Source organism: Polaromonas sp. P1_G1, assembly GCF_056405595.1.
Genome location: NZ_JBFUBU010000002.1, coordinates 149,609 through 175,916, shown reverse-complemented (window position 1 = coordinate 175,916; position 26,308 = coordinate 149,609). Strand labels below are relative to the sequence as shown.

At 62.9% G+C, this 26,308-nt stretch carries 23 protein-coding genes; 10 read left to right on the top strand and 13 right to left on the bottom strand.

What is annotated here, in order from left to right:
* Positions 1 to 223: 223 nt before the first annotated feature.
* On the bottom strand, positions 224 to 478 hold the full coding sequence (locus AC1D1Y_RS01710; RefSeq protein WP_477680831.1) for an acyl-CoA-binding protein: 255 nt from the start codon (positions 476 to 478) through the stop codon (positions 224 to 226).
* A gap of 144 nt (positions 479 to 622) precedes the next feature.
* Between AC1D1Y_RS01710 and AC1D1Y_RS01705 the strand changes: the two genes are divergently transcribed.
* Entirely contained in the window at positions 623 to 2,155 is a 1,533-nt protein-coding gene (locus AC1D1Y_RS01705; protein ID WP_477680830.1) for a wax ester/triacylglycerol synthase family O-acyltransferase, read from the top strand.
* A 6-nt stretch (positions 2,156 to 2,161) separates the two neighbouring features.
* Here the strand turns inward: AC1D1Y_RS01705 and AC1D1Y_RS01700 are convergent, their stop codons facing one another.
* Both AC1D1Y_RS01700 and AC1D1Y_RS01695 read right to left on the bottom strand, forming a co-directional pair.
* A complete protein-coding gene (locus AC1D1Y_RS01700; RefSeq protein WP_477680829.1) occupies positions 2,162 to 2,929 on the bottom strand; it encodes a type III pantothenate kinase in 768 nt (255 codons plus the stop codon).
* An 83-nt stretch (positions 2,930 to 3,012) separates the two neighbouring features.
* Entirely contained in the window at positions 3,013 to 3,681 is a 669-nt protein-coding gene (locus AC1D1Y_RS01695) for a helix-turn-helix transcriptional regulator (protein ID WP_477653682.1), read from the bottom strand.
* A gap of 132 nt (positions 3,682 to 3,813) precedes the next feature.
* On the opposite strand from AC1D1Y_RS01695, the gene AC1D1Y_RS01690 reads away from it, so the two are divergent.
* Positions 3,814 to 5,073: a sensor histidine kinase gene (locus AC1D1Y_RS01690; RefSeq protein ID WP_477680828.1), complete on the top strand. Its 1,260-nt coding sequence runs from the start codon at positions 3,814 to 3,816 to the stop codon at positions 5,071 to 5,073.
* 58 nt (positions 5,074 to 5,131) lie between these two features.
* Positions 5,132 to 6,118, top strand: a complete 987-nt coding sequence (locus AC1D1Y_RS01685) for a response regulator (RefSeq protein WP_477653684.1) — start codon at positions 5,132 to 5,134, stop codon at positions 6,116 to 6,118.
* Positions 6,119 to 6,419: 301 nt separating this feature from the next.
* On the opposite strand, the gene cqsA is transcribed toward AC1D1Y_RS01685, so the two are convergent.
* Complete coding sequence (gene cqsA, locus AC1D1Y_RS01680) at positions 6,420 to 7,673, bottom strand: alpha-hydroxyketone-type quorum-sensing autoinducer synthase (RefSeq protein WP_477680827.1); 1,254 nt, start codon at positions 7,671 to 7,673, stop codon at positions 6,420 to 6,422.
* A gap of 225 nt (positions 7,674 to 7,898) precedes the next feature.
* Positions 7,899 to 8,342 (bottom strand): rhodanese-like domain-containing protein, encoded by a 444-nt coding sequence (locus tag AC1D1Y_RS01675; RefSeq protein ID WP_477677921.1) that lies wholly within the window; start codon positions 8,340 to 8,342, stop codon positions 7,899 to 7,901.
* A 221-nt stretch (positions 8,343 to 8,563) separates the two neighbouring features.
* Between AC1D1Y_RS01675 and AC1D1Y_RS01670 the strand changes: the two genes are divergently transcribed.
* From AC1D1Y_RS01670 to icmF, 5 genes are all read left to right on the top strand, one after another.
* Positions 8,564 to 9,484 (top strand): PPK2 family polyphosphate kinase, encoded by a 921-nt coding sequence (locus tag AC1D1Y_RS01670; protein ID WP_477680826.1) that lies wholly within the window; start codon positions 8,564 to 8,566, stop codon positions 9,482 to 9,484.
* 379 nt (positions 9,485 to 9,863) lie between these two features.
* The gene (locus tag AC1D1Y_RS01665; protein ID WP_477680825.1) at positions 9,864 to 10,973 is read left to right on the top strand and encodes a TRAP transporter substrate-binding protein; all 1,110 of its coding nucleotides are present in this window, start codon (positions 9,864 to 9,866) and stop codon (positions 10,971 to 10,973) included.
* 79 nt (positions 10,974 to 11,052) lie between these two features.
* Positions 11,053 to 11,679, top strand: coding sequence for a TRAP transporter small permease subunit (locus AC1D1Y_RS01660; protein WP_477680824.1), 627 nt, complete (start codon positions 11,053 to 11,055; stop codon positions 11,677 to 11,679).
* Positions 11,680 to 11,743: 64 nt separating this feature from the next.
* On the top strand, positions 11,744 to 13,729 hold the full coding sequence (locus AC1D1Y_RS01655; RefSeq protein ID WP_477680823.1) for a TRAP transporter large permease: 1,986 nt from the start codon (positions 11,744 to 11,746) through the stop codon (positions 13,727 to 13,729).
* 173 nt (positions 13,730 to 13,902) lie between these two features.
* The gene (icmF, locus tag AC1D1Y_RS01650; RefSeq protein WP_477680822.1) at positions 13,903 to 17,226 is read left to right on the top strand and encodes a fused isobutyryl-CoA mutase/GTPase IcmF; all 3,324 of its coding nucleotides are present in this window, start codon (positions 13,903 to 13,905) and stop codon (positions 17,224 to 17,226) included.
* A gap of 47 nt (positions 17,227 to 17,273) precedes the next feature.
* Here icmF and AC1D1Y_RS01645 read toward each other — a convergent pair whose 3' ends face one another.
* The 3 genes from AC1D1Y_RS01645 to AC1D1Y_RS01635 all read right to left on the bottom strand — a co-directional run bounded on the left by AC1D1Y_RS01645 (position 17,274) and on the right by AC1D1Y_RS01635 (position 21,021).
* Complete coding sequence (locus tag AC1D1Y_RS01645; RefSeq protein ID WP_477680821.1) at positions 17,274 to 18,380, bottom strand: ABC transporter substrate-binding protein; 1,107 nt, start codon at positions 18,378 to 18,380, stop codon at positions 17,274 to 17,276.
* Positions 18,381 to 18,511: 131 nt separating this feature from the next.
* Positions 18,512 to 19,936 carry an MmgE/PrpD family protein gene (locus AC1D1Y_RS01640; RefSeq protein ID WP_477680820.1) on the bottom strand — a complete coding sequence of 475 codons (1,425 nt, stop codon included), beginning with the start codon at positions 19,934 to 19,936 and terminating at the stop codon, positions 18,512 to 18,514.
* 110 nt (positions 19,937 to 20,046) lie between these two features.
* Positions 20,047 to 21,021: a Bug family tripartite tricarboxylate transporter substrate binding protein gene (locus AC1D1Y_RS01635; protein WP_477680819.1), complete on the bottom strand. Its 975-nt coding sequence runs from the start codon at positions 21,019 to 21,021 to the stop codon at positions 20,047 to 20,049.
* A gap of 177 nt (positions 21,022 to 21,198) precedes the next feature.
* Between AC1D1Y_RS01635 and AC1D1Y_RS01630 the strand changes: the two genes are divergently transcribed.
* Both AC1D1Y_RS01630 and AC1D1Y_RS01625 read left to right on the top strand, forming a co-directional pair.
* Entirely contained in the window at positions 21,199 to 22,104 is a 906-nt protein-coding gene (locus AC1D1Y_RS01630; RefSeq protein ID WP_477680818.1) for a LysR substrate-binding domain-containing protein, read from the top strand.
* A gap of 198 nt (positions 22,105 to 22,302) precedes the next feature.
* Positions 22,303 to 22,503 carry an acyl-CoA dehydrogenase family protein gene (locus tag AC1D1Y_RS01625; protein WP_477680817.1) on the top strand — a complete coding sequence of 67 codons (201 nt, stop codon included), beginning with the start codon at positions 22,303 to 22,305 and terminating at the stop codon, positions 22,501 to 22,503.
* A 125-nt stretch (positions 22,504 to 22,628) separates the two neighbouring features.
* Here the strand turns inward: AC1D1Y_RS01625 and AC1D1Y_RS01620 are convergent, their stop codons facing one another.
* The 5 genes from AC1D1Y_RS01620 to AC1D1Y_RS01600 form a co-directional block, all read right to left on the bottom strand.
* Complete coding sequence (locus AC1D1Y_RS01620; protein ID WP_477680816.1) at positions 22,629 to 23,015, bottom strand: hypothetical protein; 387 nt, start codon at positions 23,013 to 23,015, stop codon at positions 22,629 to 22,631.
* A 255-nt stretch (positions 23,016 to 23,270) separates the two neighbouring features.
* Positions 23,271 to 23,978 (bottom strand): DUF1266 domain-containing protein, encoded by a 708-nt coding sequence (locus tag AC1D1Y_RS01615; protein ID WP_477680815.1) that lies wholly within the window; start codon positions 23,976 to 23,978, stop codon positions 23,271 to 23,273.
* A gap of 264 nt (positions 23,979 to 24,242) precedes the next feature.
* Entirely contained in the window at positions 24,243 to 24,620 is a 378-nt protein-coding gene (locus AC1D1Y_RS01610; RefSeq protein WP_477680814.1) for a hypothetical protein, read from the bottom strand.
* A gap of 92 nt (positions 24,621 to 24,712) precedes the next feature.
* Positions 24,713 to 25,276 carry a hypothetical protein gene (locus AC1D1Y_RS01605; RefSeq protein ID WP_477680813.1) on the bottom strand — a complete coding sequence of 188 codons (564 nt, stop codon included), beginning with the start codon at positions 25,274 to 25,276 and terminating at the stop codon, positions 24,713 to 24,715.
* Between the two features lie 600 nt (positions 25,277 to 25,876).
* Positions 25,877 to 26,233: a hypothetical protein gene (locus AC1D1Y_RS01600; protein WP_477680812.1), complete on the bottom strand. Its 357-nt coding sequence runs from the start codon at positions 26,231 to 26,233 to the stop codon at positions 25,877 to 25,879.
* Positions 26,234 to 26,308 lie beyond the last annotated feature (75 nt).

The following is a 26,308-nucleotide window of genomic DNA, read 5'->3' as shown; positions in this document are numbered from 1 at the left end:
GAGACCCCGCTTGGCTCGAGCACCGCAGGTTGCCCGTAGCGAAGCGTAGGGACCCAGACTGCGGGTCGCCTTTCTTTTGCTTACTTTTCTTTGGCGAAGCAAAGAAAAGTGAGTCGCCGCCGGGCGACCCCGGCCAGCAACCCTCAGCAAAGAGCACGCCGCTGGAGCAAGAACCGGCCACTCCACCCCATGATGGAGGCAGCGCCCGCAAACGCTGAGGAGGTCAGCTCAAATCAGCAATCAAGTCTATGTACTGCTGCATCGCCTCATCCTGCGAAGTACCCTTGAGACTATTCCACGCATCCCACTTGGCACGCGCCACCATGTCGCCAAAGCCGGGCTTTTTCTCCGCGTTGTCGCCAACGCTGCCCTGCTTGTAGAGCGCGTAGATCTTCAGCAAGGTGGCGTTGTCAGGACGCTCGCTGAGGTTTTTCGAATCGGCCATGGCTTTGTCGAAGGCGGCTTTCAGGTCTGACATGAGGGATCTCCGTTTTTTAGAAGTGGGTCACCAATGACGGTGCTTGGGGTAACTGCCCGGTATCTTAGCGAGGCCGTTCCTTGCAAAATAGGGAACTTACCCCATCCGGGGCGGATTCTCAGAAGTTTTGCATCGGGAGTGCTCATGGTTACACGCGTTACCGCCCAGGCCGCCGGCCGGAAAGTGGCAAAAAACGTCCAGAAGAACGTCAAGCGGGCCGTCTCGGGAACCCTGGGCATTTCGGGTGAGCGCATGAGCAAGGTCGACACGGCCTGGCTGCGCATGGACAACGACGCCAACCTCATGATGATCGTTGGCGTGTGGCAACTGGCGCCGGGCGTCAAGCACGCGGCGGTCTGCGAACGCATCGAAAACAGCCTGCTCAAGTACGACCGCTTCAAGCAGCGCGTGATGGAAGACGCGGCCGGCGCCACCTGGGTGATGGACCGCAACTTCGACCTGGCCAAGCACGTGGTGGCCGAGAAACTGCCCAAATCGGCCAACCAGGAACAGGCCCTGCAGGACCGCGTGGCGGTACTCGCCACCCAGCGCCTGGACCCGAAGCGCCCCCTGTGGCAAATCCATTTGGTCGAGGACTACACCGGGCCCGACGGCGTCAAGGGCAGCGCCATGATCGTGCGCATCCACCACTGCATCGCCGACGGCATCGCGCTGATCTCGGTGACCATGTCGCTGGTCGACGGCGGCGCGCCGCCGCCGGAACGGCGCAAGAAGGCCGCGGCGGCCGCAGGCACGGAAGACTGGATCGCCGACACGCTGCTCAAGCCTTTCACCGACATCACGGTCAAGGCGCTGGGCGCAGTGGGTGAAGGCGCGGCGCGCTCGCTGGGCATGCTGGGCGACCCGAAAAAAGGCATGGAGCAGGGCATGAGCGGCTCCTTCGACATGGCCAAGGTGCTGATGCAGGTGCTCAAGGACGGCGCCGCGCTGGCCCTGATGCCCGACGACTCCAAAACCCGGCTCAAGGGCAAACCCGGCGGCGCCAAGAAGGTGGCCTGGTGCCAGCCGATCCCGCTGGACGAGGTCAAGGCCGTGGGCAAGGCGCTCAACTGCTCGATCAACGACGTGCTGCTCAGCTGCGTGGCCGGCGCCCTGGGCGAGTACCTGAAGACTTTCGGCGACGAGGTGGCGGGCCAGGAAATCCGCGCCATGGTGCCGGTGAACCTGCGGCCGCTGGACCAGGCGCACAAGCTGGGCAACCGCTTCGGCCTGGTGCCGCTGGTGCTGCCGATAGGCGTGGACAACCCGATCGAACGCGTCTACGAGGTGCGCCGCCGCATGGCCGCGCTCAAGGGCAGCTACCAGCCGCTGCTGGCCTTCAGCCTGCTGGCGGTGGCGGGCCTGCTGATCAAACCGGCGCAGGACGTGATGCTCAACCTCTTCGCCAAGAAGACCACGGCGGTCATGACCAATGTGCCGGGGCCGCGCGAAAAGCTCAAGTTCTGCGGTTCCACGCTGGAGCAAAGCATGTTCTGGGTGCCGCAGTCGGGCGACGTGGGCCTGGGCGTGTCCATCCTGAGCTACGGCGGCGGCGTACAGTTCGGCGTGATCACCGACAGCACGCTGTGCCCGGAGCCTCAGCGCATCATTGACGAGTTTGTGCCTGAATTCGCCAAACTTTCCATCGTGACCCTGATGCTGCCCTGGGGAGAGTGAGCGCCCTCAAGGAGCGAAGCGGCGGGAGGCGATCTCTAAAAGCCCGTCGAAGATAAGGCTGTCCACCAGCTCGAATTTCACCGACATGCTGGGGGCCATCTTCCAGCCCGCGCCGCCGGTCATGATGCATTCGGGCGTTTCGCCGCAATGGCGTGTGATGTTTTCCACCATGCGCTGCACCGCGCCGGCGATGGCGAAGGTGCCGCCGCTGGTCAACGCGTCGCTGGTGTTGGTGGGGAAGTCGCGCACCTCGCCGGTGGGCACATGCAGGCCGGCGGTGCCGGACTCGAGCGCGCGCAGCATGATGCCGTGGCCCGGAAGGATGATGCCGCCCAGAAATTTCCCGGAAGCGTCTATGGCCTCGACGGTGACCGCGGTGCCGACCATGACGACCACGCAGGGCTTTTGCACGCCGCGCGCCAACAGGCGATGCCGCGCGCCTATCATGGCGACCCAGCGGTCGGCGCCCAGGCGGGCCGGATGGTCGTAGCCGTTGCTCACGCCCGCCTCCTGCGGGCTGGAGACGACCCAGCGCGGCGCCACGTCCCAGAGCTCCATCTGCTCGGCCACGCGCCGCTTGATGGCGTCGCCGGCGACGATGCAGCCCAGGATGCGCGAGGGCACGGGCAGCGCGTTCCACTCCTCTTCCGCGAGCTTGTCGATGTTCTCCAGGAACACCGCCCCCTGTGCCAGCAGCCTGGCACCCGCCGCGGGCGCCTCGTACTGGGCCCATTTCAGGCGGGTGTTACCCACGTCAAGCGCTAGAAAGGTCATTTGGCGGATTATGAACAGGTTTGGCGCCCGCCCCCGGCTGCCCGCCTAGGGGTTTCCAGTAGGGCTTTGTGGGAAACATGCGCTCAAATGAGGCCAAACCAGCAGGCGCGCTGGATGGCGGCCAGCTTGTTGTCGACCCTGAGCTTGGTCATGGCATTGGAGAGATGGAAGTTCACGGTGCGTTCGCTGCAGGCCAGTAGTTCGCCGGTTTCGCGCGCTGTCATGCCCTGGAAGGCCAGGCTCAGGCATTCGAGTTCGCGTGGGCTCAACGGGCTGCGCGCTTCGGCCAGCGCGCGCTTGAGCAGCGGCCAGATGTTGAGCGCCGACCAGGCCAGCAGGGCCGCTTCGCTGCGGTCGTGCCATTGGCGCGGGCTGAAGAGGTAGCACTCGAAGGCGCGCCCCACGGTGACGGGGAAGGCAATGCGGACCACGCTCTGGTAGCCGTGGGCCAGCCAGAGCCGGCGCCAGCGGCCCAGGTTTTCGAAGGCCGATTTGGAAATGTCCTGCCAGGCCACCAGGGGCGCGTCGGAGTCGCGCCAGGGTGCGCCGAAGTCGCGGCTCTCCGCCAGGGCTTCGGCCGCTTCGAGCAGGCGGGGCGGGTGGATGGCCAGCACCAGCCGGTCCTCCTGGCCGGCAAAAGGGTCGGGGCCGAGCACCATGAGGGCCTCGACGGAGAATTCGCGCAGGGCGCACAGCCAGTCGCTGATGACGCCGTCCAGGCTCACGCTGTCAAAGTTGGCAGGTAACAGCATTAGCTTGACGGAAAAAGAACCGGGACAATACAGTCACATGTCAAATGCATCATCAGTCAGGTTCCCTGTTGTGCTGGAGAGATTTCTAAAGTGAGGAGCGCCCGCTTTCATGCGTGGCTGGCACAGCGTCCCTTGCTCCAGTGGCTGCGGGAAGAACTGGTACTCGCCCCGCTGGAGCCCATTTTGCATCCATCGCCGCGGCGTCTGTGGTGGCTGGGACTTTCTTTTTTCTCGGGTAATGCCCTGTTCGCCTGGATCTGGTCGGCCTGGCTGCCCCAGCCCTACGAAAACCTGCCCCTGCGCGTGGGCGCAAGCCTGCTGGGCTACAGCCTGATGACGCGGCGCGTCAACCACGACCCGGGCAGCCGCCTGGCGCAAAGGGTCTTCGGCCTGGTGTTCTGGGTGGAGCTGCCGGTGCTGTTCAGCTGGATGTACCTGTGCAACAGTGGCAGCACGGTGTGGCTGGCCACGATGGCGGCCATGGTGCTGATCTACTACCACGTGACCGACTGGCGCCTGGCCACGCTGGGCACCATCACGGGGGGCCTGCTGGCCTTCGGGGCCTTCATGGCCATCGGCCCCGCGGTTCCCTTGCTGCCGCCGGAGCAGCGCGCCGTGCACGCGGTGGTGTTCGCGTTTGCCTGGTCGATCGCCCTGGTGCTCAACCTGTCCTCGGCCAACCTGCGGCGGGAGCAGCTCTCCAGCACGCTGACCACCATCGGCATCATGGCGCATGAACTGCGCACGCCGCTGTCGACGGCAGCCCTGCTGGGCGACGCGATCCAGCTGGAGGTGCAGCGCCAGCCCGACAACCCGCGCGGGCAGCAACTGGACAAACTCGCGCTGCGCCTGCACGCCCTGGTGCGCAACATGAACCACCAGATCGACACGCAGATCGCCAACGCCAAGCTGCTGCAGCTGCCGCGCTACACCGAGAGGGTCCTGGCCAGCCAGGTGGTGCAGGAAGTGGTGGTGGGCTACCCCTACCAGTCGAGCCGCCAGCGCGAGTGCGTCAAGGTCTTCATTCATGACGATTTCAGCTTCCGCGCGTCGGCCACCCAGTTTTCCCAGGTACTGGACAACCTGATCAAGAACGCCCTGCACTCGCTGATGGCCGCCGACTCCAAATACCCGAGCGGCGCGCTGCGCATCGAGGTGCGCCAGACGCAGGGGCGCGGCCGCATTATCGTCGCGGACGAGGGCATGGGCATAGACGCCGCCCTGCTGCCGCAGATTTTCAAGCCTTTTTTCTCCAGCAACCGCGGCACAGGCCACGGCCTGGGTTTGGCGTTTTGCCAGCAAGTGGTACAAAGTGCAGGCGGCAACATTCATGTGAAATCCGAGTTTGCCGTGGGCGCCGTTTTTACCATCGAGCTGCCCATCGCGCCTTGACGGCCTGTTTTTTGCAACTGTATGACTGCTTTTGACAACCTTCCATAAAACGACAAACATGTCCTTTGCACTCTACCGCCGGCCGGGAGGCGTGGTCTTTCTGGACGACGACCCGGACTATCTTGAAATGCTGGCTGAAGTCATGCCGCTGGACTGGTATGTGCGCCTGTTCCTGCGGCCCGTGGCCTGCATAGAGCTGCTGCTGAAGGAGCCGGCGCGCTGGGAAGCCGACGCCTGGCGCCAGCAGGAGATCATCAACCGCTGGCGCGAAGGCTCGGCCCTGATTCCGCAAATCCTGCAGTACTGGCGCGAAGACGGCACGGCGCGCTTTGCGCTCACCCAGGTCTGCGTGGTGGACTATTCGATGCCGGCGATGAGCGGGCTGCGGGTGCTCAGCGAACTGACGGGCTGGTCCGGCGCGCGCGTGCTGCTGACCGGCCGCGCCGACGAGCAGCTCGCCGTGTCGGCCTTCAACCGCGGGCTGATCGAGCAGTTCATTCCCAAGCAGTCCCCCGAAATCCGGTTGCGCCTGACCGACGCCATCCAGGCGCTGCTGCGCCAGCCCGACGGGCGGCACCAGCAGACCTGGCGCTCCACGCTGTCGCGCGAGCAGCACGCCCTGCTGTGCGAGCCCACGATCGCGCAGGAGCTTGAAAACCTCGCGCTGCGCCAGGGCTGGATAGAACATGTGGTCATAGGCGCGCCTTTCGGCGTGCTGGCGCTGGACCGCAAGGGCAGCGCCAGCTGGCTGCAGCTGGAGCCGGCGGGCAAGCTGCGCGAACTCGCGGAAATCGCCGAGTCGCAAGGTTGGGATGCGGCCACCGTGGCCGATGTGGCCGTGGGCAAAAAACTCATAGACCTGGAGCTGCAGCTGGCACTGGGCGCCGGCCAGAAGCCCCAGCCGCGGCAGGCTTTCGCGATCTCCTCCGGCGACGCCGTGCTCCACGCCGCGCTTTTCAGCATCGGCGAGCCCTTCAGCCCGGGCTTCATGACCAGCCACGAGCGTTTTATCGCCACCTCCGGCGAAAGGCAGCTGCAGGACTAGGGCCTGTTAACGCTATTTATGCAAATGCGAATGGGGTTAAAACGGCGCCAATCAAGGCGCGCGACGACGCCCAGACCGGGTGTCTGCGCTAGGAGCGCAACGCGGAGTGGCGCCGTTTTAACCCCATTCCCTCCGGGTTGCGATCAAAAAGGCCTTGCGCGGCGTTGCAAAGCCTTGACGGGGTTCACCCCGCCTGCGTTTTGCGCCTTGCTCAAGGCCTTTTTGACTCGCAACGCATCTTGCATAAATAGCGTTAACAGGCCCTAGCGCGGGGCGTGCCGGGCCTGCGCGGCCCATGGCGTCATGCCTCGGCCTGCCCGGCCCGGGCGCGCCGCGCGATCGGCCAATCCCAGGGCTTCACGATGGGCGCGATCTCGCGGGCCACCGCTTCCACGTGGTCCAGCTCAGAAGCCGTCAAGCCGGCGTTCAGCGTCATGCGCATCATGGCGCGCTTGGCGCTGGTCGCCGGCGCGCAGAACATCGACGAATACACGTTGCGTTCCTCCAGCCGGTCGCGCAGCACCATGGTGTCGCTTTCCGACCCGACTTCCAGCGCGATGATCTGCTGGGTGCCCTGGTGGATGGGGTAGCCCAGCTCGCTCAGCGAGCCGCGCAGCCGGCGGGTGTTCGCATGCAGGCGCACGCGCGCGTCGTCGCTCTTGCGGATCACGTCCAGCGTGGCCGCCAGGCCGGCGATCTCGTGCGGCAACAGGCTGGAGCTGAAGATGTTGGGGAAGCTCGAACACAGGATGTAGTAGCGCATATGCGCCGGCGCGGTGAAAAAACCGGCGCGGCCCGCGAAGGCCTTGGCCAGGCTGGCAGTGATGAAGTGCACCCGGTCGGTCAGGCCCAGTTCGGCGCACAGGCCCGCGCCCTGCGGCCCGTGCGTGCCCAGCGAGTGGGACTCGTCGACCAGGATCATGCAGCCGTTCTGCTCCGCCACGTCCACGATCTCCGCCAGCGGGGAAACGGCGCCGGTGGTGCTGTAGACCGAGTCCACCACCACGATGCCGGGGCCGTTGCGGGCGATCATGCGCGCCAGGTGGGCCGGGTCGTTGTGGCGGAAGGCGAAAGCCGGCGCGCGCGCCGCGTGGGCGCCTTCCCAGAGCGAGGCATGGGCCAGGGTGTCCAGGTAGACCGGCGTCTGCGCGTCGGCAATCGCCTGTAGCAGGCCGACGTTGGCCGCGTAGCCCGACTGGCAAATAAAACCGTCGTCCTTGCCGACCCAGCCGGCCAGCGCCATCTCCAGCGTGTGCGTCGGGTGCTGGTTCAGGTGGAAGACGCCGGACTGGACGACAAACTCCTGTTCCTTGCGCAAGGCCTCGACCTGGGCATGCACGATCTGCGGATGCCCCGTCACGCTCAGGTAATCGTTGCCGTCCAGGCGTATGGCATTGGAGTCGGGTGTCCGCCCGTGGAGCATGAATTTCCCGCCCCATTGCTGGTCCCAGCGCGGTTTGAAATCGCGCGCGATGCGTTCGCTCAGGCGGGAGCCGAGGGCGGGGTTGTTAGGCGCCTTGACGGCGGGTGACAGTTCGCGTTCGAGTACTTGCATGGGGGAGCTCCGTTGGAAAGAAGAACCCCATTGAAAGCGCTCAAACAAATTGATACGTGTTACCCCCTGTCAGAACTGACAGGGGGTACCTCCATACAACAAATCTCAGATGTCGTGGTGTGAACTATTCACTTCATTTTTATGAGCCCCGTACGCCATCCCCTTACAGGTTGAAGTTACGAAAGGTACAAATTTCCCCCGGTTTAGCGGGGTTTTTCTGGTGCTTCAGCCCTGCTTCCACGGCAGGCCCTGAAAACGCCAGCCGCCCTTGCGGCCGCGCTGCCCCTGTTCGTCGGCGTCGCCTTCAAAGCCTTCCAGGATGTTGTAGGCCTCAAGCCCCAGTTCCGCCGCGCGTTTGGCCGCCGCCACCGAACGCACGCCGCTGCGGCACAGCAGCACGGCTTTCTTGCCGGCAGGCACGGCCGCTTTCAGCCCCTCATCAAAACCCGCATTCACCGCCATGCCCGGCCACTGCTTCCATGCCAGGGGCACGGCGCCCGGCACATAACCCACCCATTCGCGTTCAGCGTCCGTGCGCACGTCCACCAGCACCGCCTCGCCTGACTGCATCCACTGCAGCGCCAGGCGTGCTGGTATGTCTCCGGCATAACCGGCGGCCGGCCGGACTTGAAGCGGGGAGGAAGTGTCCGCGGATGTGGGGCTTGTCATGGCGTTGCCTGTCCTGTCAATGTGAAGCGATGAAGTGGTGAAGTGAGCCGGCGGCGGATGAAACCGCCAAGCCAAGTTTATTCCCGGGCCGTCGCCCCCGGCAACAGCAGGGAGAAAAGCCAGGCGTCAGAGCCATCACTCCGCAAAAGCCAAGCGCCATGCACAATCACAACGGACGGCGACGAGCCGTCCCAGCCACTCAGCCGGACACAGGAGACCCCATGCCCTCTACCCGCACAGACATTCCCCTTTTTCCCGACGCCTCGGCCGGCAAGGCGGACCTGAAAGCCCTGGCCAGGCTGCTGGCCCGATGGCAGCCGCCGCAGACCGGTGCCGACGGCCTGCCGCCGTCCGGCAAAAAAGCGAAGGCCTGGGCGCTGGCCGGCCTGGACCCGGCCGCCAAGCCTTTTTCCAGCGGTGACAAGCAGCAGGACAAAACCTTGGTCGACACGCTGGCGGCCGAACTCGACGAACTGCAGAACCTGTTTTATGCCGACAAGCGCTTCAAGTTGCTGGTCATCCTTCAGGGCACCGACACCGCCGGCAAGGACGGCACGCTGCGCGGCGTGTTCGGCCGCATCAGCCCGCTGGGCGTGCACACTGTGAGCTGGCGGGCGCCCAACGAAGCGGAACGCGCGCACGACTACCTGTGGCGCATCCACCAGCAGGTGCCCGCGGCCGGCGAGATCACCCTCTTCAACCGCAGCCACTATGAGGACGTGCTGGTGCCGCCCGTCAAGGGCTGGATCACGCCGGCGCAGACAGCCGAGCGCTACCGGCACATCAATGACTTCGAACGCTTGCTCGCGCAGACCGGCACCGTGGTTCTCAAGTTCATGCTGCACATCAGCCGCGATGAGCAGCGCGAACGCCTGCAGGCGCGGCTCGAGGACCCGGCCAAGCAATGGAAATTCAATGTGGACGACCTGGAAGCGCGCAAGCAGTGGAAGCAGTACCAGCAGGCCTACGAAGACCTGCTGCGCGCCACCAGCACACCCTGGGCGCCATGGACAGTGGTGCCCGCCGACTCCAAAACCCACCGCAACCTGATGATCGCCACCGTGGTGCGCGCCACGCTGGTGCAGCTGGGCCTGCGCTTTCCGCCCGGCGACCCCGCGCTCAAAGGACTAAGAGTTGAATAACCCCCGCCGTTCTCACTTCGCTTCGCTGCGTGTAGTGCCTACCCCCCTTGCAGGGAGGATGCCGCACACCCCCGTCGTCCTCACTTCGCTGCGCTACGTGTAGTTCCTTCCCCCCTTGCAGGGGGCGACGCAAGGCGCCCGGCAAAGCCGGTTCGCCCGCGTCCGCTGGCCTGAGGGATTGCAGAGAGCCACGGCTGCGCGTCGGCACTCTGCTAGCGATTCCCGCCCGTGAGGCCAAAACAGTTTCACCCGGATCAGGGGTAATCGAAACGCCAATCCGCCGCCTGCGTTGGTGGAAACCCTCTTTGTAAGGGATGGGCAAGACGGAATGATGAGTGTTCTTAGCGTTCTTACTTTCCCAAACAACAGGAGACAAGTCATGACCGAGAGCAAAAGCCCCCGCAGGCGCGGCCTGCTGAAAGGCGCCGCGATTGCCGCGGGCGCCCTGTCCGCCCCCATGGTCGCCATGGCGCAGACAACATCCTTTCGCTTCCAGAGCACCTGGCCGGCCAAGGACATCTTCCATGAGTACGCCAATGACTTCGCGAAGAAAGTCAACGACATGGCCGGCGGCCGCCTGAAGATCGAGGTGCTGCCTTCGGGCGCGGTCGTGCCGGCCTTCCAGTTGCTGGAAGCCGTCAACAAGGGCACGCTGGACGGCGGCCACGGCGTGGTGGCCTACCACTACGGCAAGAACAATGCCCTGGCCCTCTGGGGTTCGGGCCCGGCCTTCGGCATGGACCCCAACATGGTCCTGTCCTGGCACAACTACGGCGGCGGCAAAGCCCTGCTGGAAGAAATCTACAAGGCCATCAACATGGACGTGGTGTCCTACCTGTACGGCCCCATGCCCACACAGCCGCTGGGCTGGTTCAAGAAGCCGATCGCCAAGGTGGCCGACATGAAGGGCCTGAAGTTCCGCACCGTCGGCCTGTCGGTCGACATTTTCACCGCCATGGGCACCTCGGTGAACCCGCTGCCCGGCGGCGAGATCGTGCCGGCGCTGGACCGCGGCCTGATAGACGCGGCCGAGTTCAACAACGCCAGTTCCGACCGCGTGCTGGGCTTTCCCGACGTGGTGAAGAACTGCATGCTGCAGAGCTTCCACCAGAGCGGCGAGCAGTTCGAGATCCTGTTCAACAAGGCCAAGTACAACGCCTTGCCGGCCGAGCTCAAGGCGATCATCGACTATGGCGTGCAGGCCGCCAGCGCCGACATGAGCTGGAAGGCCATAGACCGCAATTCCACCGACTACGCCGAGATGAAGAAGCAGGGCATCAAGTTCTACAAGACGCCCGACGCCGTGCTCAAGGCGCAGCTCGAGGCCTGGGACAAGATCATCGAGGACAAGGCCAAGGCCAACCCCTTGTTCAAGAAGGTGATCGACTCGCAAAAGGCCTACGCCGCGCGCACCATCCCCTGGCAAAACGACTACATGGTCGACTTCAAGATGGCCTACAACCATTCCTTCGGCAAGAAGAAGGCCTGACCCCGCCAGCCCCGGGGCCGAGCCGGCCAGCCGTCCACCCCTGGATGGCTGGCCTTTTTGATGGGCACACCGCTTCAAAATGAATACACAAAAAATCCTGCACACGGCCGACCACATCAGCACCTGGGTCGGCAAGGCGGCCGCCTGGCTCATCGTGGTCCTGATGCTGGTGGTCTGCGCGGAAGTTTTCAAGCGCTACGCGCTCAACGCGCCCACCGCCTGGATCTTCGACGTCAACAACATGCTGTACGGCACGCTGTTCATGCTCGGAGGCGCCTACACGCTGGCGCATGACGGCCATGTGCGCGGCGACTTCTTCTACGGCTCCATGAAACCCCGCACCCAGGCCTGGCTGGACCTGGTGCTGTACATCGTCTTCTTCCTGCCCGGCATCCTGGCGCTGACCTGGGCCGGATGGACTTACTTCAACGAATCTTTGGCCATGCGCGAACAGACCTTCAACGCCACCCCCATCCCGATCTACCCCTTCAAATTCGTGATCCCGGTCGCCGGCGCCATCGTGCTGATGCAGGGGCTATCCGAAATCCTGCGCTGCATCGTGTGCATACGCACCGGTATCTGGACACCGCGGCTCAAGGACGCCCAGGAATCCGATGTGGTCGCGCAGCAGCTGGCCGGCAGCGAGTTCGTCGATGAAGAAGCCAAGCGCCTGGCCATCGAAAAATCCGCCGGCTTGAAAGGTTGAACATGAATCGCCCGGCCGTTCCGAAGATTCATGGCACCGCAGCCCACAGGGCGGAGGTCTCCAAATGAGCAACGCTGTACTCGGCATGACGATGCTCGGCCTCATCGTGATCGTGATCATGATGGGCTTCCCGACGGCCTTCACGCTGATGGGCCTGGGCATGGTGTTCGGCTTCGTCGCCTTCTACGACCCTGCCGTCCATTTCTGGGACAACCGGATTTTCGACCTGATGGTCCAGCGGGCCTTCGGCGCGATGACCAACGAAACCCTGTTATCCATCCCGCTGTTTGTCCTGATGGGCTACGTGATGGAGCGCGGCGCGCTGGTGGACAAGATGTTCCACAGCGTGCAACTGGCCTTTCGCAGCGTGCCCGGCTCGCTGGCCGTCACCACGCTGATCATCTGCACCTTCTGGGGCATCGCCAGCGGCCTGGTGGGCGCGGTGGTGGTGTTGATGGGCGTGATCGCCATGCGGCCCATGCTCAACGCCGGCTACGACACGCGGCTGGCCGCAGGGGTCATCACCGCCGGAGGCACCCTGGGCATCCTGATCCCGCCCTCGGTGATGATCATTGTGTATGCGGCCGTCGCCGGCCAGTCCGTGGTCAAGCTCTACGCGGCGGCCATGTTCCCCGGCTTCTTCCTGGCCCTGCTCTACCTTATCTACATCATCGCCTGGGTCATGCTCAACCCGAAGATCGCGCCCAAGCTGCCGCCGGAGCAGAACCGCGCGCCCGTGCCGCCGTGGCTGCAGCAGGTGACCACCGTCTATTCGCGCAGGGCGCTGCCGGCGCTCGCGATGGCCGTCGCGGCTCCGGGCAAGGCGCTGCAGGCGGGCGCCCAGGTCAGCCGCGGCTTCCTGCTGCGCAGCCTGGGCACAGCCCTGGTGCCGGTGCTGTTCGCGCTGGTGACCCTGGGCGGCACCTGGTGGTATGTGGTCATTCATTCGCAGGCCGACAACATCGCCCAGGTGGCGGCGGCGCGCGCCGCCAAGGCCGCGGCGCCGGCGGGCGGGGGTCTACAGGCGCCTGCCGCAACCGGCGGGGTCCAGGAACCGGTGAATACCGGCGTGAAGGAGCCGCCTGCTGCGGAAGGGAGTCTCAAGGAACCGCCTGCGGAAGAAGGGCTGAAAGAACCACCCAGCGACGCGGCAACCACGGAACCGGCTGAAAGCGGTGGATTGCAGGCCCCGCCAGGGTCGGAAGATACGAAGCCGGCAGCAGCCGCCGCCGACGCACCGCTACAGGAGATCGGCGAACCCTCGGGCTCGGGGCCGCAGACCGCACCCGTGCCCGAATCGTTCTACACCGGCTTTGCCATCGCCTGCGTGCTGATGGCAGGGCTGCTGCTCTGGTACTACCGGCGCTTCGACGCCGAGCAGTTCGAAATCCTGCGGATGCTGGTGAGCTCGGTCATGCCGCTGGCCGTGCTGACCATCGTCGTGCTGGGCGTCATCCTGTTCGGCATCACCACGGCCACCGAATCCGCGGCCGTCGGCGCGGCCGGCGCCTTCCTGATGGCCTGGCATGCCGGCACGCTGGACTTCCAGAAGATCAAAGAGGCGGTGTTCCTGACCTGCAAGACCACCTCCATGGTCTGCTGGCTGTTCGTCGGCTCGGCCTTGTTCTCCGCGGTGTTCGCCCTGCTGGGCGGCCAGCGCGTGGTCGAGGAGTGGGTGCTCTCGATGAACCTCTCGCCGCTGCAGTTCCTGCTGCTGTCGCAGGCCATCATCTTCGTGCTGGGCTGGCCGCTCGAGTGGACCGAGATCATCGTGATCTTCGTGCCCATCTTCCTGCCGCTGCTGCAGCACTTCCAGATCGACCCCATCCTCTGGGGCGTGCTGGTTTTCGTCAACCTGCAGGCGGCTTTCCTGTCGCCGCCGGTCGCGATGTCGGCCTTCTACCTCAAGGGAGTGTCTCCGCCGCACGTGACCATCAACCAGATCTTCGCCGGCATGATGCCCTACATGCTGATCGTGATCCTGTGCATGGTCTTCATGTACGTCTGGCCGGGCTTGACGCTCTGGCTGCCGAAATACCTGTACGGGTAAACAGCCCCGGCTTGCACAAAAGGGCGCCCCAGGGCGCCCTTTTTACTGGGCACCGCCGCTCCCCAAGGCGCACACTTGATCGGCCCCCGCTTACCGGCTAAGATTGACGTTTACGTAAACGTCAATTCAACAGATCACAGATCAGCGGGCCCAGCCGCCCGCCGGAGACACGCATGACCGACATGTCCGCTGAATACAAAGCGCTCGCCAGCTACCGCCCCACCCACAAGGTGCGTTTCATCACTGCCGCCAGCCTGTTCGACGGCCATGACGCGGCCATCAACATCATGCGGCGCATCCTGCAGAGCATGGGCGCCGAGGTCATCCACTTGGGCCACAACCGCAGCGTCGACGAGGTCGTGACGGCCGCGCTGCAGGAAGACGCGCAGGGCATCGCCATCAGCTCCTACCAGGGCGGGCACGTCGAGTACTTCAAGTACATGGTCGACCTGCTCAAAAGCCGCGGCGGCGAGCACATCCAGGTGTTCGGCGGCGGCGGCGGCGTGATCGTGCCGCCCGAAATCCGCGAGCTGCATGCCTACGGCGTCACCCGCATCTACAGCCCCGAAGACGGCCAGAAGATGGGCCTGGCCGGGATGATCGGCGAGATGGTCATGCGCTGCGACAAGGACCTGACCGGCTTCGCGCCCAAAAACGTCAAGGCCATTGAAGGCCACGGCGAGATGAACTGGCGGGCCCTCGCCCAGTTGATCACGGCCCTCGAGAATGGCAAGGCCGATGCGGCGCTGGTCGACAAGGTGCGCGCCCAGGCCGCTACCCGCAAGATTCCCGTGCTCGGCATCACCGGCACCGGCGGCGCGGGCAAGTCTTCGCTCACCGACGAACTGATACGCCGCCTGCGCCTGGACCAGAACGACAAGCTGCGCGTGGCAATCATCAGCATCGACCCATCTCGCCGCAAGAGTGGTGGCGCGCTGCTGGGCGACCGCATCCGGATGAATGCTATTTCGCCTTGGACAGTTCCCGTTGCCGGCCAGAAGAACACCGACAGCGGCCAACGTGTGTTCATGCGCAGCCTGGCCACACGCGACTTCGGCTCCGAAATCAGCCAGGCCCTGCCCGACGTGATTGCCGCCTGCAAATGCGCGGGCTTTGACCTCATCGTCGTCGAGACCTCGGGCATAGGCCAGGGCGACGCCGCCATCGTGCCGCATGTCGACGTGCCCATGTATGTGATGACGCCCGAGTTCGGCGCGGCCAGCCAGCTCGAAAAAATTGACATGCTGGACTTCGCCGAGTTCATCGCCATCAACAAGTTCGACCGCAAGGGCKCGMTCGAYGCRCTGCGCGAYGTCTCCAAGCARGTGCAGCGCAACAAGGAAGCCTGGAGCACGCCSGCCGACMAAATGCCSGTSTTCGGCACCATGGCCGCGCGCTTCAACGACGACGGCGTCACCGCGCTCTACCAGGCGCTCAAGCCGCGCCTGGCCGCGCTGGGCCTGGCGCTCGAGGGCGGCGTGCTGCCCGCCGCCGATGTGCGCCACAGCASCAACCAGACSCCSGTGGTGCCSGCCGCRCGCACGCGCTAYCTGGCCGAGATCAGCGACACSGTGCGMGGCTACAAAAARCGSGCSCGCGMGCAGGCCMAGCTGGCGCGCGAARTSCAGCAGCTCAAGGCGGCAGCCGCCATGCTCAAGATCGACAAGCCCGACCGCGCACCCGCCGCCGAAGCCGCGCTGGACCTGGCCGGCCACCGCAAGGCCCGCATGGACGCCGACGCCCGCGCCCTGCTCGCCCAGTGGCCCGACATGCAGGCCGCCTATGCCGGCGACGAGTACGTGGTCAAAATCCGCGACAAGGAAATCCGCACCGCGCTGACCACCAAGTCCCTCTCCGGCACCACGATACGCAAAGTGGCCTTGCCGCAGTACGAAGACCACGGCGAAATCCTCAAATGGCTGATGCTGGACAACGTGCCCGGCAGCTACCCCTACACCGCCGGCACCTTCGCCTTCAAGCGCGAGGGCGARGACCCSACSCGCATGTTCGCMGGCGARGGCGATSCCTTCCGCACCAACACCCGCTTCAAGCTGCTMAGCRRSGGCATGGCCGCCAAGCGGCTGTCCACTGCCTTCGACTCGGTCACGCTCTATGGCAACGACCCGGCGCTGCGGCCCGACATCTACGGCAAGGTCGGCAACTCGGGCGTGTCCATCGCCACGCTGGACGACATGAAGGTGCTGTACGACGGCTTCGATCTGTGCAACCCGTCGACCTCGGTTTCCATGACCATCAATGGCCCGGCACCGACCATCCTCGCGATGTTCATGAATACGGCGATCGACCAGAACATCGCCAAATTCAAACAAGACAACGGCCGCGACCCGACAGCGACCGAGGCCGCCAAGATTCGCGAGTGGGTGCAGGAGAACGTGCGCGGCACGGTGCAGGCCGACATCCTGAAGGAAGACCAGGGCCAGAACACCTGCATCTTCTCGACCGAGTTCAGCCTGAAAGTCATGGGCGACATTGCCCAGTACTTTGTGCACAACCGGGTGCGCAATTTTTACAGTGTCTCCATCAGCGGTTACCACATCGCCGAAGCCGGCGCCAACCCCATCAGCCAGCTGGCCTTCACGCTGTCCAACGGTTTCACTTTTGTCGAAGCGTATCTGGCGCGCGGCATGCACATCGACGACTTCGCGCCCAACCTGAGTTTTTTCTTCAGCAACGGCATGGACCCCGAATACACCGTGATGGGCCGCGTGGCGCGCCGCATCTGGGCCGTGGCCATGAAAGAAAAATATGGCGCCAACGAACGCAGCCAGAAGCTGAAATACCACATCCAGACTTCAGGCCGCAGCCTGCACGCGCAGGAGATCCAGTTCAACGACATACGCACCACGCTGCAGGCGCTGATCGCCATCTACGACAACTGCAACTCGCTGCACACCAATGCGTTTGACGAAGCCATCACCACGCCCACCGAAGAATCGGTGCGCCGCGCCATGGCCATCCAGCTCATCATCAACCGCGAATGGGGCCTGGCCAAGAATGAGAACCCCTCACAGGGCGCGTTCATCATCGAGGAGCTCACCGAACTGCTCGAGGAAGCCGTGCTGCTGGAGTTCGAGCGCATCGCCGAGCGCGGCGGCGTGCTGGGCGCCATGGAAACCGGCTACCAGCGCGGCCGCATCCAGGACGAGTCCATGCACTACGAGATGCTCAAGCACACCGGCGAGCTGCCCATCATCGGCGTCAACACCTTCCGCAACCCGCACGGCGACGCGGTGCAGGACAAGCTCGAACTGGCCCGCTCCACCGAAGAAGAAAAACAAAGCCAGCTCAAGCGCCTGGACGACTTCCACCGCCGCCACGCGGCCGAATCACCGGCCATGCTCAAACGCCTGCAGCAGGCCGTGATCGAAAACCTCAACGTCTTCGAGGTGCTGATGGAAGCCGTGCGCGTCTGCTCGCTGGGGCAGATCACGAACGCGCTGTTCGAAGTGGGTGGGCAATACCGGCGGAATATGTAAATCGCCGGGCTGCTATTACCCCACTGATCAATGGCAAATTATTTGAGCTATTGGCGAATCCTGCCGGCACTGGTGACGATGGATAACTCGACGAAGCTGGAGCCGGAGTGCTGTCCAGGTTTAAAGCTGATCAAGTAACCACCAAGGTCAAAATTACTCATGCTGTCCAAGGCTAGAACGGTCCCTTCGCGGCTGGGCCTGCTGCCTTGGCGGCGTATCGCCTCAGAAATGACGCGAGCAGCGATGTAGCCCTCCATCATGGCGTAGCTCACGGGCACTTCCAGCTTATGTATCTTGGCTACAGTGTCAGTAAATTCCTTGACGAGCTGGTTGGAGACCTTGTACGGACTTGGCGTTACTTGGGCGATAGCCACACCTTGCATCTGCTCCGGGGACAACCGTTTAGAGAGCTGCTCGATGTCGGCGCCAGAATGCGCAAGCAATTGAGCAGCGCCGCCAGCGATGCGGTACTTCTCAATAAAGCCGGCCGCAGCAGACCCGCTGGAAACCATGATGATCGCCTGCGGCTGCATGTTCATGAAGGTGTCCACGGCGTCAGTGACGCTGGCCGTGTTAGCGACATAGGAGGCGCGTCCCTCGATAGTCGCTCCAGCTTTTCTGGCCGCATCCTCGGCCGCGGCGATTACCGAAGTCGAGCCCGTCCCAGCCTCATGAAAAAGCCCCAAGCGCTTAATCCCGATGGTGGCCATATGCTCAATAAGTTTGGAAATCTCGTCGCGCAGGCCTGCCCGCACGCTATACAGGTAGGGGGTGTCCGGCTGGATCTCCGGAGTACGGTAGCCCACCAGGGCGATCTTTTCTTTTGCCAAAATTCCCGCAGACACCAAGTCTGCAACATTCTTGCCGCCAAAGTAGCCGGCCAGGACCAGCGGCTTATCTTCGGCAATCATCTGCTTGGTCAACGTGACCGTGTCGTCGGGCCTCCCCCCATCATCCTTGCGCAAGAGTGTGAACTTATGACCGTTGATGCCGCCGGCCTTGTTCAGGGCGGTGAAATGCAATTGCATGCCGGCGGCGTAAGCGCGGCCTTGACCGGCCTCCGGCCCTGACATGGGGCCGACCTGGCCTACTACGATCTCTGCGGCGAGTGTCGGACCGGCTCCCATCAAAAAACCACCCACAGTCAGTGCCATCAGGATTTCGGCGAAAGCTGACGACAAGCAACGGTTGCACATGGTGAGACTTTCCTTTTTGTGCGGTGGCCACCACCAGTTCCATCGTCAGGTTCGGGCCTGCCTGAGCAGGGACTGAATTCAATTGGGGGTCAAGGAGAGATTCGCGACCCGTCTCGTAGACGGCCGAAACGCGTGCCGTCATCGACCCAGGCTTCGAACTGCAGCAGCGCCAGCAATTGGCGAACCTTGACGCCTTGCGGTCGAGCCAGGTTGTCGCGAAGCGTTGCCACGCGCTCTTCCGGAAGAATGCCCGTTGTGCATTGTTCGAATTTGATTTGCCGCTCCAACGGCGAAAACGGATTCAGGAATGACCCTTTGGCGTGGTGAACCACACGCTCCAGGTGCCGTCCGTCCTTCAAGGTTACGACTGTGGTGTGGGGAAGCAGCTGCGTTGCGGTTTCTACGCGTGTCGAGTCCAGGTGCATTGCGACGCGTGGCATGAGGCGCCGGGTCAGGTCGTCCTGCACCGCTTGCGGCGTGAAGTCAGCCAACGTGACCGTGCCGTAACGGAGCATCGTTGCCACCGCGTAGGGCATGGAGAACATGGCCTCGCGGGGATCCCGCGGCTCCGGGTATTTGAGGTTCACCAGGTTGACGCGCCCGACCAATGTTTCGACGCGCTCCACGTCCTCCATGCCGAATCGGTATTCCGTGGCCAGGGCTTGCAACGCGTCCAGACAGCGGTGTGTGGACGCACAGTTGGGATACAGCTTGAACGCCAGGCCGTGGCTGTCGATCGCCAGCGGGCCGTCGTTGACCGCGGCCACGGACTGCCAGTTGGCAGCCGAGTCCCCGGCGTAGAGTGCGCCAAACCCATGCGGGCCTTCCAGGGCTTTATCACTGCCGGTGACGCCCGATGCCGCAAGCGATGCGGCCAGCACACCGCCTTGGGCCGCCAATCCGGCATGCACGGGTTTCGTGTCGGTGCCGAACTGGACCTTGGGCCCAGCTGCCATGGAAACAGCCAGGCTGAGGGCGTGTGTCATACCGCCGACGCCCAGCCCGAGCAGCCTGGCGCAAGCGGCTGCGGCAGCAATGACACCAATGGTTTGGGTGCCATGCCAGCCTTTTTCGGCATGGGACCGGTCCATCGCCATCCCGACGCGGGCCATCACCTCGCTTCCGACTATCAGCGCGTCCAGCACGGCGTCCAGCGTGGCGTCGATCTCGTGGGCTTGCGCCAGAAGGGCCGGGATCACAGCGCAGCCAAAATGGCCGCCTGCGACCAAAAACATCTCATCAAGCTCCCGCGCATGGGCTGCCGTGCCGTTGGCCAGCGCGCTGAAGGCGGCACAAGTCCCGGTGCTGCTGCCCACTATCGGGACCGGACCCACGGCGCGCAATCCCGCCCGTACAGAGGCGCAAACCGGGTCCCCAGCACCTGCCACCATGGCAGCAATGGTGTCCTCCAGGGAGTGCTCTGCCGTGCGCAAGGTGGATTCACCCCATTGATTGGGGACCGTGGCAGCCCAGTGCGCGAGAACCTGGGTAGCGGGGACGGGGGAACTGAGCATGCTTGTCCTTGGGGCCTGTTTTGGTATGTGGTTGCGCCTGTCAGCGCAACCGGGTGTGGAGCGAATGGCAGACACGCAGCAGCAGGTCTACGCGAGAAGGCAAGGCAAGCTCAGTCAAGCTTCACTCCGGCATTACGGATTACGTCACCCCATTTTTTGGCCTCGCTGTCGATATGCGTCTTGAAAAACTCGGGGGTTCCCCCGAGTGCGACCTGCCCCACTTGCGCGAATTCGGCTTTGGTCGCAGGCGCCTGCAGCCAGTTGTTGATCTCACGGTTCAGGCGCAGGATCACGGGCCGAGGCGTGCCGGTCGGTGCCACAATGCCGCCCCAGGCCACCACCTCGAAGCCTGCAATGCCGGCCTCTTCCATGGTCGGCACGTCGGGCAGCAGCGCCGAGCGACGTTTGCTGGTAACCGCGAGCGGACGCACCTTGCCCGACTGGATCGCGCCCACCATGGACGGCAGGTTGTCGAACATGAAGTCGATCTGCCCGCCGATCAGGTCACTCTGCGCCTGCGGGGCGCCGCGGTAGGGAATGTGGTTGAAGCTGATACCGGCTTTTTCCTTGAGGATTTCCCCGCTGAGGTGGCTGGTGGTGCCGTTGCCACCCGAGCCCATGGCCAGGCGGCCCGGGTGGCTCTTGGCATAGATGACCAATTCGCGCACCGAGGCTGCGGGCAGGCCCTGGCGGACCACCAGCACGTTGGGCACCTGCGAGAGCACGGCCACCGGCGCCAGGTCTTTGTCGGGGTTGTAGGGCATCTTGGAAATCAGGCTGCGGTTGATGGCCATGGTCACGATATTGCCGAAGCCCAGCGTATAGCCGTCGGGTTTGGCGGTGGCCACCGCCTGCATGGCAATGGTGCCTGCCGCGCCGGGGCGGTTCTCGACGATCACCGCTTGTTTGAGCTTGTCCTGAAGGTAGTAGGCCAGTTTGCGGCTGGTCTGGTCGGGCGTGCCGCCGGCGGCCGAGGGCACGATCAGCTTGATGGGCTGGGCGGCGGGCCAGTCTGCCGCCAGGGCGGTGCCAGCCAGCGCGGCCGTCGCCAACAGGAGCACAAGGCGTGTTTGAAATTTCAGCATCGGTGACTCCAACGTTTTGTTCTTGATGGGCTGCCCACTGGGGCGCCCTGAATATCAGGCATGAGCGCCGGACTGTCCAACGGAATAAGCGCATACCCCCCTGCATTTATTTCATGCCCGCATAGCCTTTTTCATTGCGGGAGAACGGATGCCATGTCAATAATGGCCGTAACCGCCATGAAATATCCGACGCAGCGCCACCTGCCCTCCATCGTCAACCTCAACACCTTCGAGGTCATTGCACGGCGCCTGAGCATCACTGCCGCAGCCGATGAACTGGGCCTGACGCAAAGCGCGGTGAGCCGCCAGCTGTCGGACCTGGAGGGCTTTGTCGGCGTTGCACTGTGCCGGCGCACAACTAGCGGGATGGAGCTGACGGTTGACGGTGCCAGCTACCTGCGGCGGGTGCGAACCCTGCTGGACGAGCTGGAGTCGGCGACCATCGCCGCGTCCATGGGCTCCATGCCAGGCAAGATACTGCGGCTGTCTGTGCCCACCACCTTTGGCACGCTGTGGGCCATGCCTCGGCTGTGCGCCTTCGCCATCGCGCACCGGCAAATCCAGCTGGACGTGGCCACGCATACCGGGCCCATCAGCATGCGCGACTCGGGGCTGGACGCGGCCATCGTCTACTGCGAAGGGCCGGAGCCCGGCTGCGTGGCCGACCTGCTACACCCCCTGCACTCCTTTCCTCTTGCAGCTCCCACGCTAAGCCGGCTGGCAGCGCCGCTGACGGGCACACAAATGGCAGCGCTGCCCTTGCTGCACCAGAGCATGGTGCCCAACTCATGGCCGGCCTACCTGCGGCAGCTGGGCGCGTCTGTAGAAGTCCCGATGCCGGGTGCCCACTACGGTCTGCTGTCGCTTGCATTGATGGCAGCGGAGGCCGGTCTGGGCGTCGCATTGGCGCCGGACTATGTGAGCGCATCGGCGCTGCAGACCGGGCGCCTGGTCAAGCTGAATGACAAGCCCTTTATTTCGCCGCGCAGTTACTTTCTGGTGACGACGAACGAGCGCGCCAAGGCGCCCGTGATCCAATCGCTGCGCCAGTGGTTGACGGGCCAGTCGCCGCCTGGCCTTTGAGGCTTCGGCGGCGGCCTCCTGAATGAAGCAGAGGCGGCGTGTTCCAACACACGTGGATTGGGGAGGGTAGATACTGCTGCCGCCGTTTTTTTGACGCTTCATCTCAAAACAGTAACTGGCTCCCGATGACACTCTGGTAGAGATGCCGGCGGCTGCACAGATGCGGGCAGCCTGACGGGCTCGAACGCGCTGTTCGAAGTGGGTGGGCAGTACCGGCTCACCGACAGGGCGGTACAGGCATTCGGCGGCATGGGTTTCTGCAAAGCGCTGCCAATTGAGCGCTATTACCGCGATGCGCGGGTTTACAGGATTTTCGACGGCACCTCCGAAATTCATCGTACTGTGATTGCAAGCAGCCTCATGAAGCGCGGTGCGGCGTTGTTCGACACCGACACCTGATGAAAGCCTGTTGTCGCGAACCGCATCAGAGTTAACCCCTCGTTGTCATTGCGACCCGAGAACCGCTCTTTTGCAGCTTGTGACAATAGTTTTGCGAGTCCCCTAGAACGCTTAAGTGGCACCGCTCACTCGCCATTCACCAGAGACACCCCATCCACCGGCTTGAGCATCCATGTCGCAAGGTCCACCCCCAAGCCCTGGATCACCGCATCCATTGCACTGCACTCGGTGGTCTCCGCCTTGATGTCGGAATGCTGAATGTGCCTCTGGCGCATGCCTTTGAAGTGCACGGCCGGCAGTCCCGGCCGTTCGAGCGCAGCGTGGATGACCACAATCGTGGGGCCGCCGGCGCTGACGGTCACGACGTCCATGATCTCGATCTTCAGCAAAGGGGCAGCCACCCTACCGACACCCAACGCGGGAAGCACAACTTCATACCGCGCTTTCAACCGGTCTTGCACCGCCCGGCGCAATGGGTCCGGCACGCCACACGCATCATCGGACTCAGACATCTGGCGGCCTCGGTAATGCCCGTACACCACTGGTGGCAGTACCACCGTGTTGTAAGCAGCAGGCGCGGGTGGCGTTCGTTCCAACGGCTGGGGATCGTGCGAGCCGCAAGCGGCGAGAATTGAACTCACCGCTATCGCGATGCAGGTATTGCGCAGGGATTGCCTTGCTGTCATTGACTGACGGGGAATTGGACAAGAAGCGGGGTATGCACCGACGCTCCTTCAAAGTTCCGGCGCCAGGTCAGGCAAGCTGTTTTATTTGTACGAATACTTCAAATAAATATCGGTATTCTCATCGCCTCTTGTTTTCCCATTCAGGATGTATTTGGCCATTGAGCCGATGTCTTCCAGGTCAAACCCATGAATGGTTCGGCCTAACAGGAACGAAACCGTATAGTCTTCCCAGCTCTTGCCGAGTGTGCTGGCGATACCTGCGGCTTTGTGGATGAATTCCCAGGTTTCCTGCTCCGTGAGATACCCCGCCCAATAGCACCACCTGGCCAATGACACCGCCCTCATGGTGTCCCAGCCAAAAGTCGACCGCGTCGCTTCCACGGACGCCAGGGGAATTCCCAGTTCTTTTGAAATCTCTTTTTGAGCTGCCTTGACTTGCCCCGACGAGCCTTGAAGGAAGGCATCAATGTCTTTGCTTTTATTGAGGTTGAGCAGGTTTTCGAGCGCCTCTTTGGCGTCGTTGGAATTCTCGATTTCCCATTGATTCTTGAGCCCGGCAATGTATGTGTTCAAGTCATCTTCCGGAAGAATGGTCAGGATTTTTTCGAACCGGTTGCTGAACAGGATTCCGCCAAATGCCAGTGCTCTTTTTTGTTTTTCATCCAATGGATTGCCGGAGTGCTTTGATTTGAATTCGTCGAGCTGGCGGGCCTTTTTTTTCTTCATGTAGACAAAAAGCACGGCAAAGTACACGGCAAACACACATGCAACTGAAATAACGATGGACATCGTAGACATCATTCCCCCTGAATTTATTAATGATGAGAGGCCACGCATGAGCAGTCATGCGTGGCCTGCGTGAAAAAGCTGCCCATACTCCAGCGTGACGCTGACACGAGCCTTGCTAAAGCAATGAAGCAACGGAGTGGCGAGTAACTTTGTGTGTCCAAGGTCACGCATCATCGGCATGCACGACGGCGTCAAGAGCAAAGAAGCAACTCACGCTGCGCGCGCTCTGCTGCCCGCGCCAATTCGGCGCCGGTGCTGCGTCGATCACACCGAACCGAGATGAAGCGCCACCTCGAAAGGGGCCTGGCAGCCGACCCGCTCGAAAGCGGGGCAGGCATCAATGTAAGCCCGAAATGCAGGCAGGCCAGACGGCGTAGCGCACCATTCATTGCCGCTTCCCAAGGCTTGGAGTTCTGCCGTAGGTGGGAATCGAAAGGTCAGGGACAGCTGAAGGATGCCCTCATCATCATCTTCATCCTCGTCGCCACCACCGTCACCACCCGTCATAAGCTGGCGAGTGATGTTGAGCTCAAAGTGCGTTAAGTCGCCCCAGTTATAGGTGCCCCACTGAAAGAGCAGCATATCTCCGTCTTCCTCGAGGACGCATCCATCGCATCGTTCGGAGGCGTAGAAGGCAAGCATGGCCTCCACACCTTCGGAGGCTGTGAGTGCCGACGCGGGGCGACCGCCAAGCAAGAGGCGCTGCTCAAATGCAGCGAGTGAGTTAGCCGGTGTCATAAGGAGCCATCCGTGACCTTCGGGAACGGAACGCCTTTCATCTCGGCAAGAAAGCAATACTTCGGCTCAAAGTCACCCACGTAGGTCAGGGCAATCTTGCCTTCCCAGGTGATATCGAACAGGCCCGCACCCTCCACACGGGAAAAGGCGATTGCGTGATCCACCACGCAATCATGCCCGAGCAGATAGACATGAAATGCACGCGCTTCGTAGGCTTCCGTCAGGTCATAGGGAGGCGGGTCCAAATGGAGCCGAAGTCCATCAACAGACCCGGGCGCGAACTGTGCGAGGGAACAGCCTCGAAAGCCGCCCTGATGCCACTGGTCGGAGGAGATGGTGCAACTGCCGTAGTTGCACCAGACCCCCGGCGCCTCCCAAGCCGAGGGATGGTCCTCGTCCGCATCTTCTTCGATGTCTCTTTCGGCGTCGTAATCCTCGGTTTCCAGATGGAAGTGAAACCACACGTCGTCGCCCCTGCGCTCGGCGGACCACCGAAACTGCTTGAGGGCATGGCCTTCAGGCCACGGGTTGTCCGGGAACGTAATTCGACCTGACTTCATAGGGCGTAAACCTCTTTGTCGTTACAAATTATTCTCATCAACATGCAAATTGCACTGCGCTCCTTTCCCATTGACTTCAATGGAGATGAGCGGCGACCGCGCTCGTCATCACAAACACCCGGTCCTCCGGGCCTCACAAATGAAGCCAGCCTAGAACCTGACTGAAAGCCACCATGGGAACCCTGCAAGCAAGACTTTGATGAAGTCCAAGCCAATTGCACGCGAACCAGCCAAACGGCATGAGGAGTAGCAGCACGATGAAAGCGCTAGTCAAATAGCTCAGAGGCCTTCTCCTTCGGATCTGGATGATGAAGTCAACCAAAAACGCGCCTAGCATGACCAAGGTAATGAACCCAAGAAGAATGGCAATCCCCAGGCCAGCATCCCCGTGGCGCTCTTGTGTGCGTGCATACTCAAACGCGCTTTGTGCGTAAAGATGCAGAAGGAACAATGGCGTCATAAACGCCACGAGCCGAATGACTAGCGGTAATACGTGATTTCTCATTGAGGCCTGACACCTGAGTTAGCTGCGCCGCGAAGCGGTTCCGGCATGAACGAATCACCGGCCCGGCTACGGCGATCTGTTTTTAGGCTCATAGACTAATCAGTATTCTTCAAAGCTTGCTCCAGGCGCTCCACGTACCGTTCAGCCCAGCCTTGGAGCATCTCATCCTCGTCTTCACTGTTGAATATGCGGATGACCTCATTGAAGAGCTCATTGCGCAGGGAGCTGCTCTCATCGACGTAGAGCCCGACAACCTGGATGGCTTCAACGCGCGCCAGGTCAAACTCCAGGGGTTCCCGGAGCACATCAAGAAGCAGCTGGGAGACATCGTCCTGGTTCGCCTCCGAATCAAGCGCCCGGATGATTTCGCATTTGCGATGGTTCAAGCCGGAATCCGGCAAGTGATCCGTGGCCCAGGGCATGGCTCGATATTCGGCAACAAGGTCATTCATCGGTAAAGCCTAAACGCTGGGTGACGGTCGGGAGAACCCCGCGGACCGATTCTAGGCTGACAGTTTGACCTTCAC

Excerpts from the sequence above, each read along its gene's own strand:
- AC1D1Y_RS01710 (WP_477680831.1), bottom strand. The coding sequence starts at position 478 with ATGTCAGACCTGAAAGCCGCCTTCGACAAAGCCATGGCCGATTCGAAA.
- AC1D1Y_RS01705 (WP_477680830.1), top strand. The coding sequence starts at position 623 with ATGGTTACACGCGTTACCGCCCAGGCCGCCGGCCGGAAAGTGGCAAAA.
- AC1D1Y_RS01700 (WP_477680829.1), bottom strand. The coding sequence starts at position 2,929 with ATGACCTTTCTAGCGCTTGACGTGGGTAACACCCGCCTGAAATGGGCC.
- AC1D1Y_RS01695 (WP_477653682.1), bottom strand. The coding sequence starts at position 3,681 with ATGCTGTTACCTGCCAACTTTGACAGCGTGAGCCTGGACGGCGTCATC.
- AC1D1Y_RS01685 (WP_477653684.1), top strand. The coding sequence starts at position 5,132 with ATGTCCTTTGCACTCTACCGCCGGCCGGGAGGCGTGGTCTTTCTGGAC.
- cqsA (WP_477680827.1), bottom strand. The coding sequence starts at position 7,673 with ATGCAAGTACTCGAACGCGAACTGTCACCCGCCGTCAAGGCGCCTAAC.
- AC1D1Y_RS01675 (WP_477677921.1), bottom strand. The coding sequence starts at position 8,342 with ATGACAAGCCCCACATCCGCGGACACTTCCTCCCCGCTTCAAGTCCGG.
- AC1D1Y_RS01670 (WP_477680826.1), top strand. The coding sequence starts at position 8,564 with ATGCCCTCTACCCGCACAGACATTCCCCTTTTTCCCGACGCCTCGGCC.
- AC1D1Y_RS01665 (WP_477680825.1), top strand. The coding sequence starts at position 9,864 with ATGACCGAGAGCAAAAGCCCCCGCAGGCGCGGCCTGCTGAAAGGCGCC.
- AC1D1Y_RS01660 (WP_477680824.1), top strand. The coding sequence starts at position 11,053 with ATGAATACACAAAAAATCCTGCACACGGCCGACCACATCAGCACCTGG.
- AC1D1Y_RS01655 (WP_477680823.1), top strand. The coding sequence starts at position 11,744 with ATGAGCAACGCTGTACTCGGCATGACGATGCTCGGCCTCATCGTGATC.
- AC1D1Y_RS01645 (WP_477680821.1), bottom strand. The coding sequence starts at position 18,380 with ATGGCACTGACTGTGGGTGGTTTTTTGATGGGAGCCGGTCCGACACTC.
- AC1D1Y_RS01640 (WP_477680820.1), bottom strand. The coding sequence starts at position 19,936 with ATGCTCAGTTCCCCCGTCCCCGCTACCCAGGTTCTCGCGCACTGGGCT.
- AC1D1Y_RS01635 (WP_477680819.1), bottom strand. The coding sequence starts at position 21,021 with ATGCTGAAATTTCAAACACGCCTTGTGCTCCTGTTGGCGACGGCCGCG.
- AC1D1Y_RS01630 (WP_477680818.1), top strand. The coding sequence starts at position 21,199 with ATGAAATATCCGACGCAGCGCCACCTGCCCTCCATCGTCAACCTCAAC.
- AC1D1Y_RS01620 (WP_477680816.1), bottom strand. The coding sequence starts at position 23,015 with ATGTCTGAGTCCGATGATGCGTGTGGCGTGCCGGACCCATTGCGCCGG.
- AC1D1Y_RS01615 (WP_477680815.1), bottom strand. The coding sequence starts at position 23,978 with ATGTCCATCGTTATTTCAGTTGCATGTGTGTTTGCCGTGTACTTTGCC.
- AC1D1Y_RS01610 (WP_477680814.1), bottom strand. The coding sequence starts at position 24,620 with ATGCTTGCCTTCTACGCCTCCGAACGATGCGATGGATGCGTCCTCGAG.
- AC1D1Y_RS01605 (WP_477680813.1), bottom strand. The coding sequence starts at position 25,276 with ATGAAGTCAGGTCGAATTACGTTCCCGGACAACCCGTGGCCTGAAGGC.
- AC1D1Y_RS01600 (WP_477680812.1), bottom strand. The coding sequence starts at position 26,233 with ATGAATGACCTTGTTGCCGAATATCGAGCCATGCCCTGGGCCACGGAT.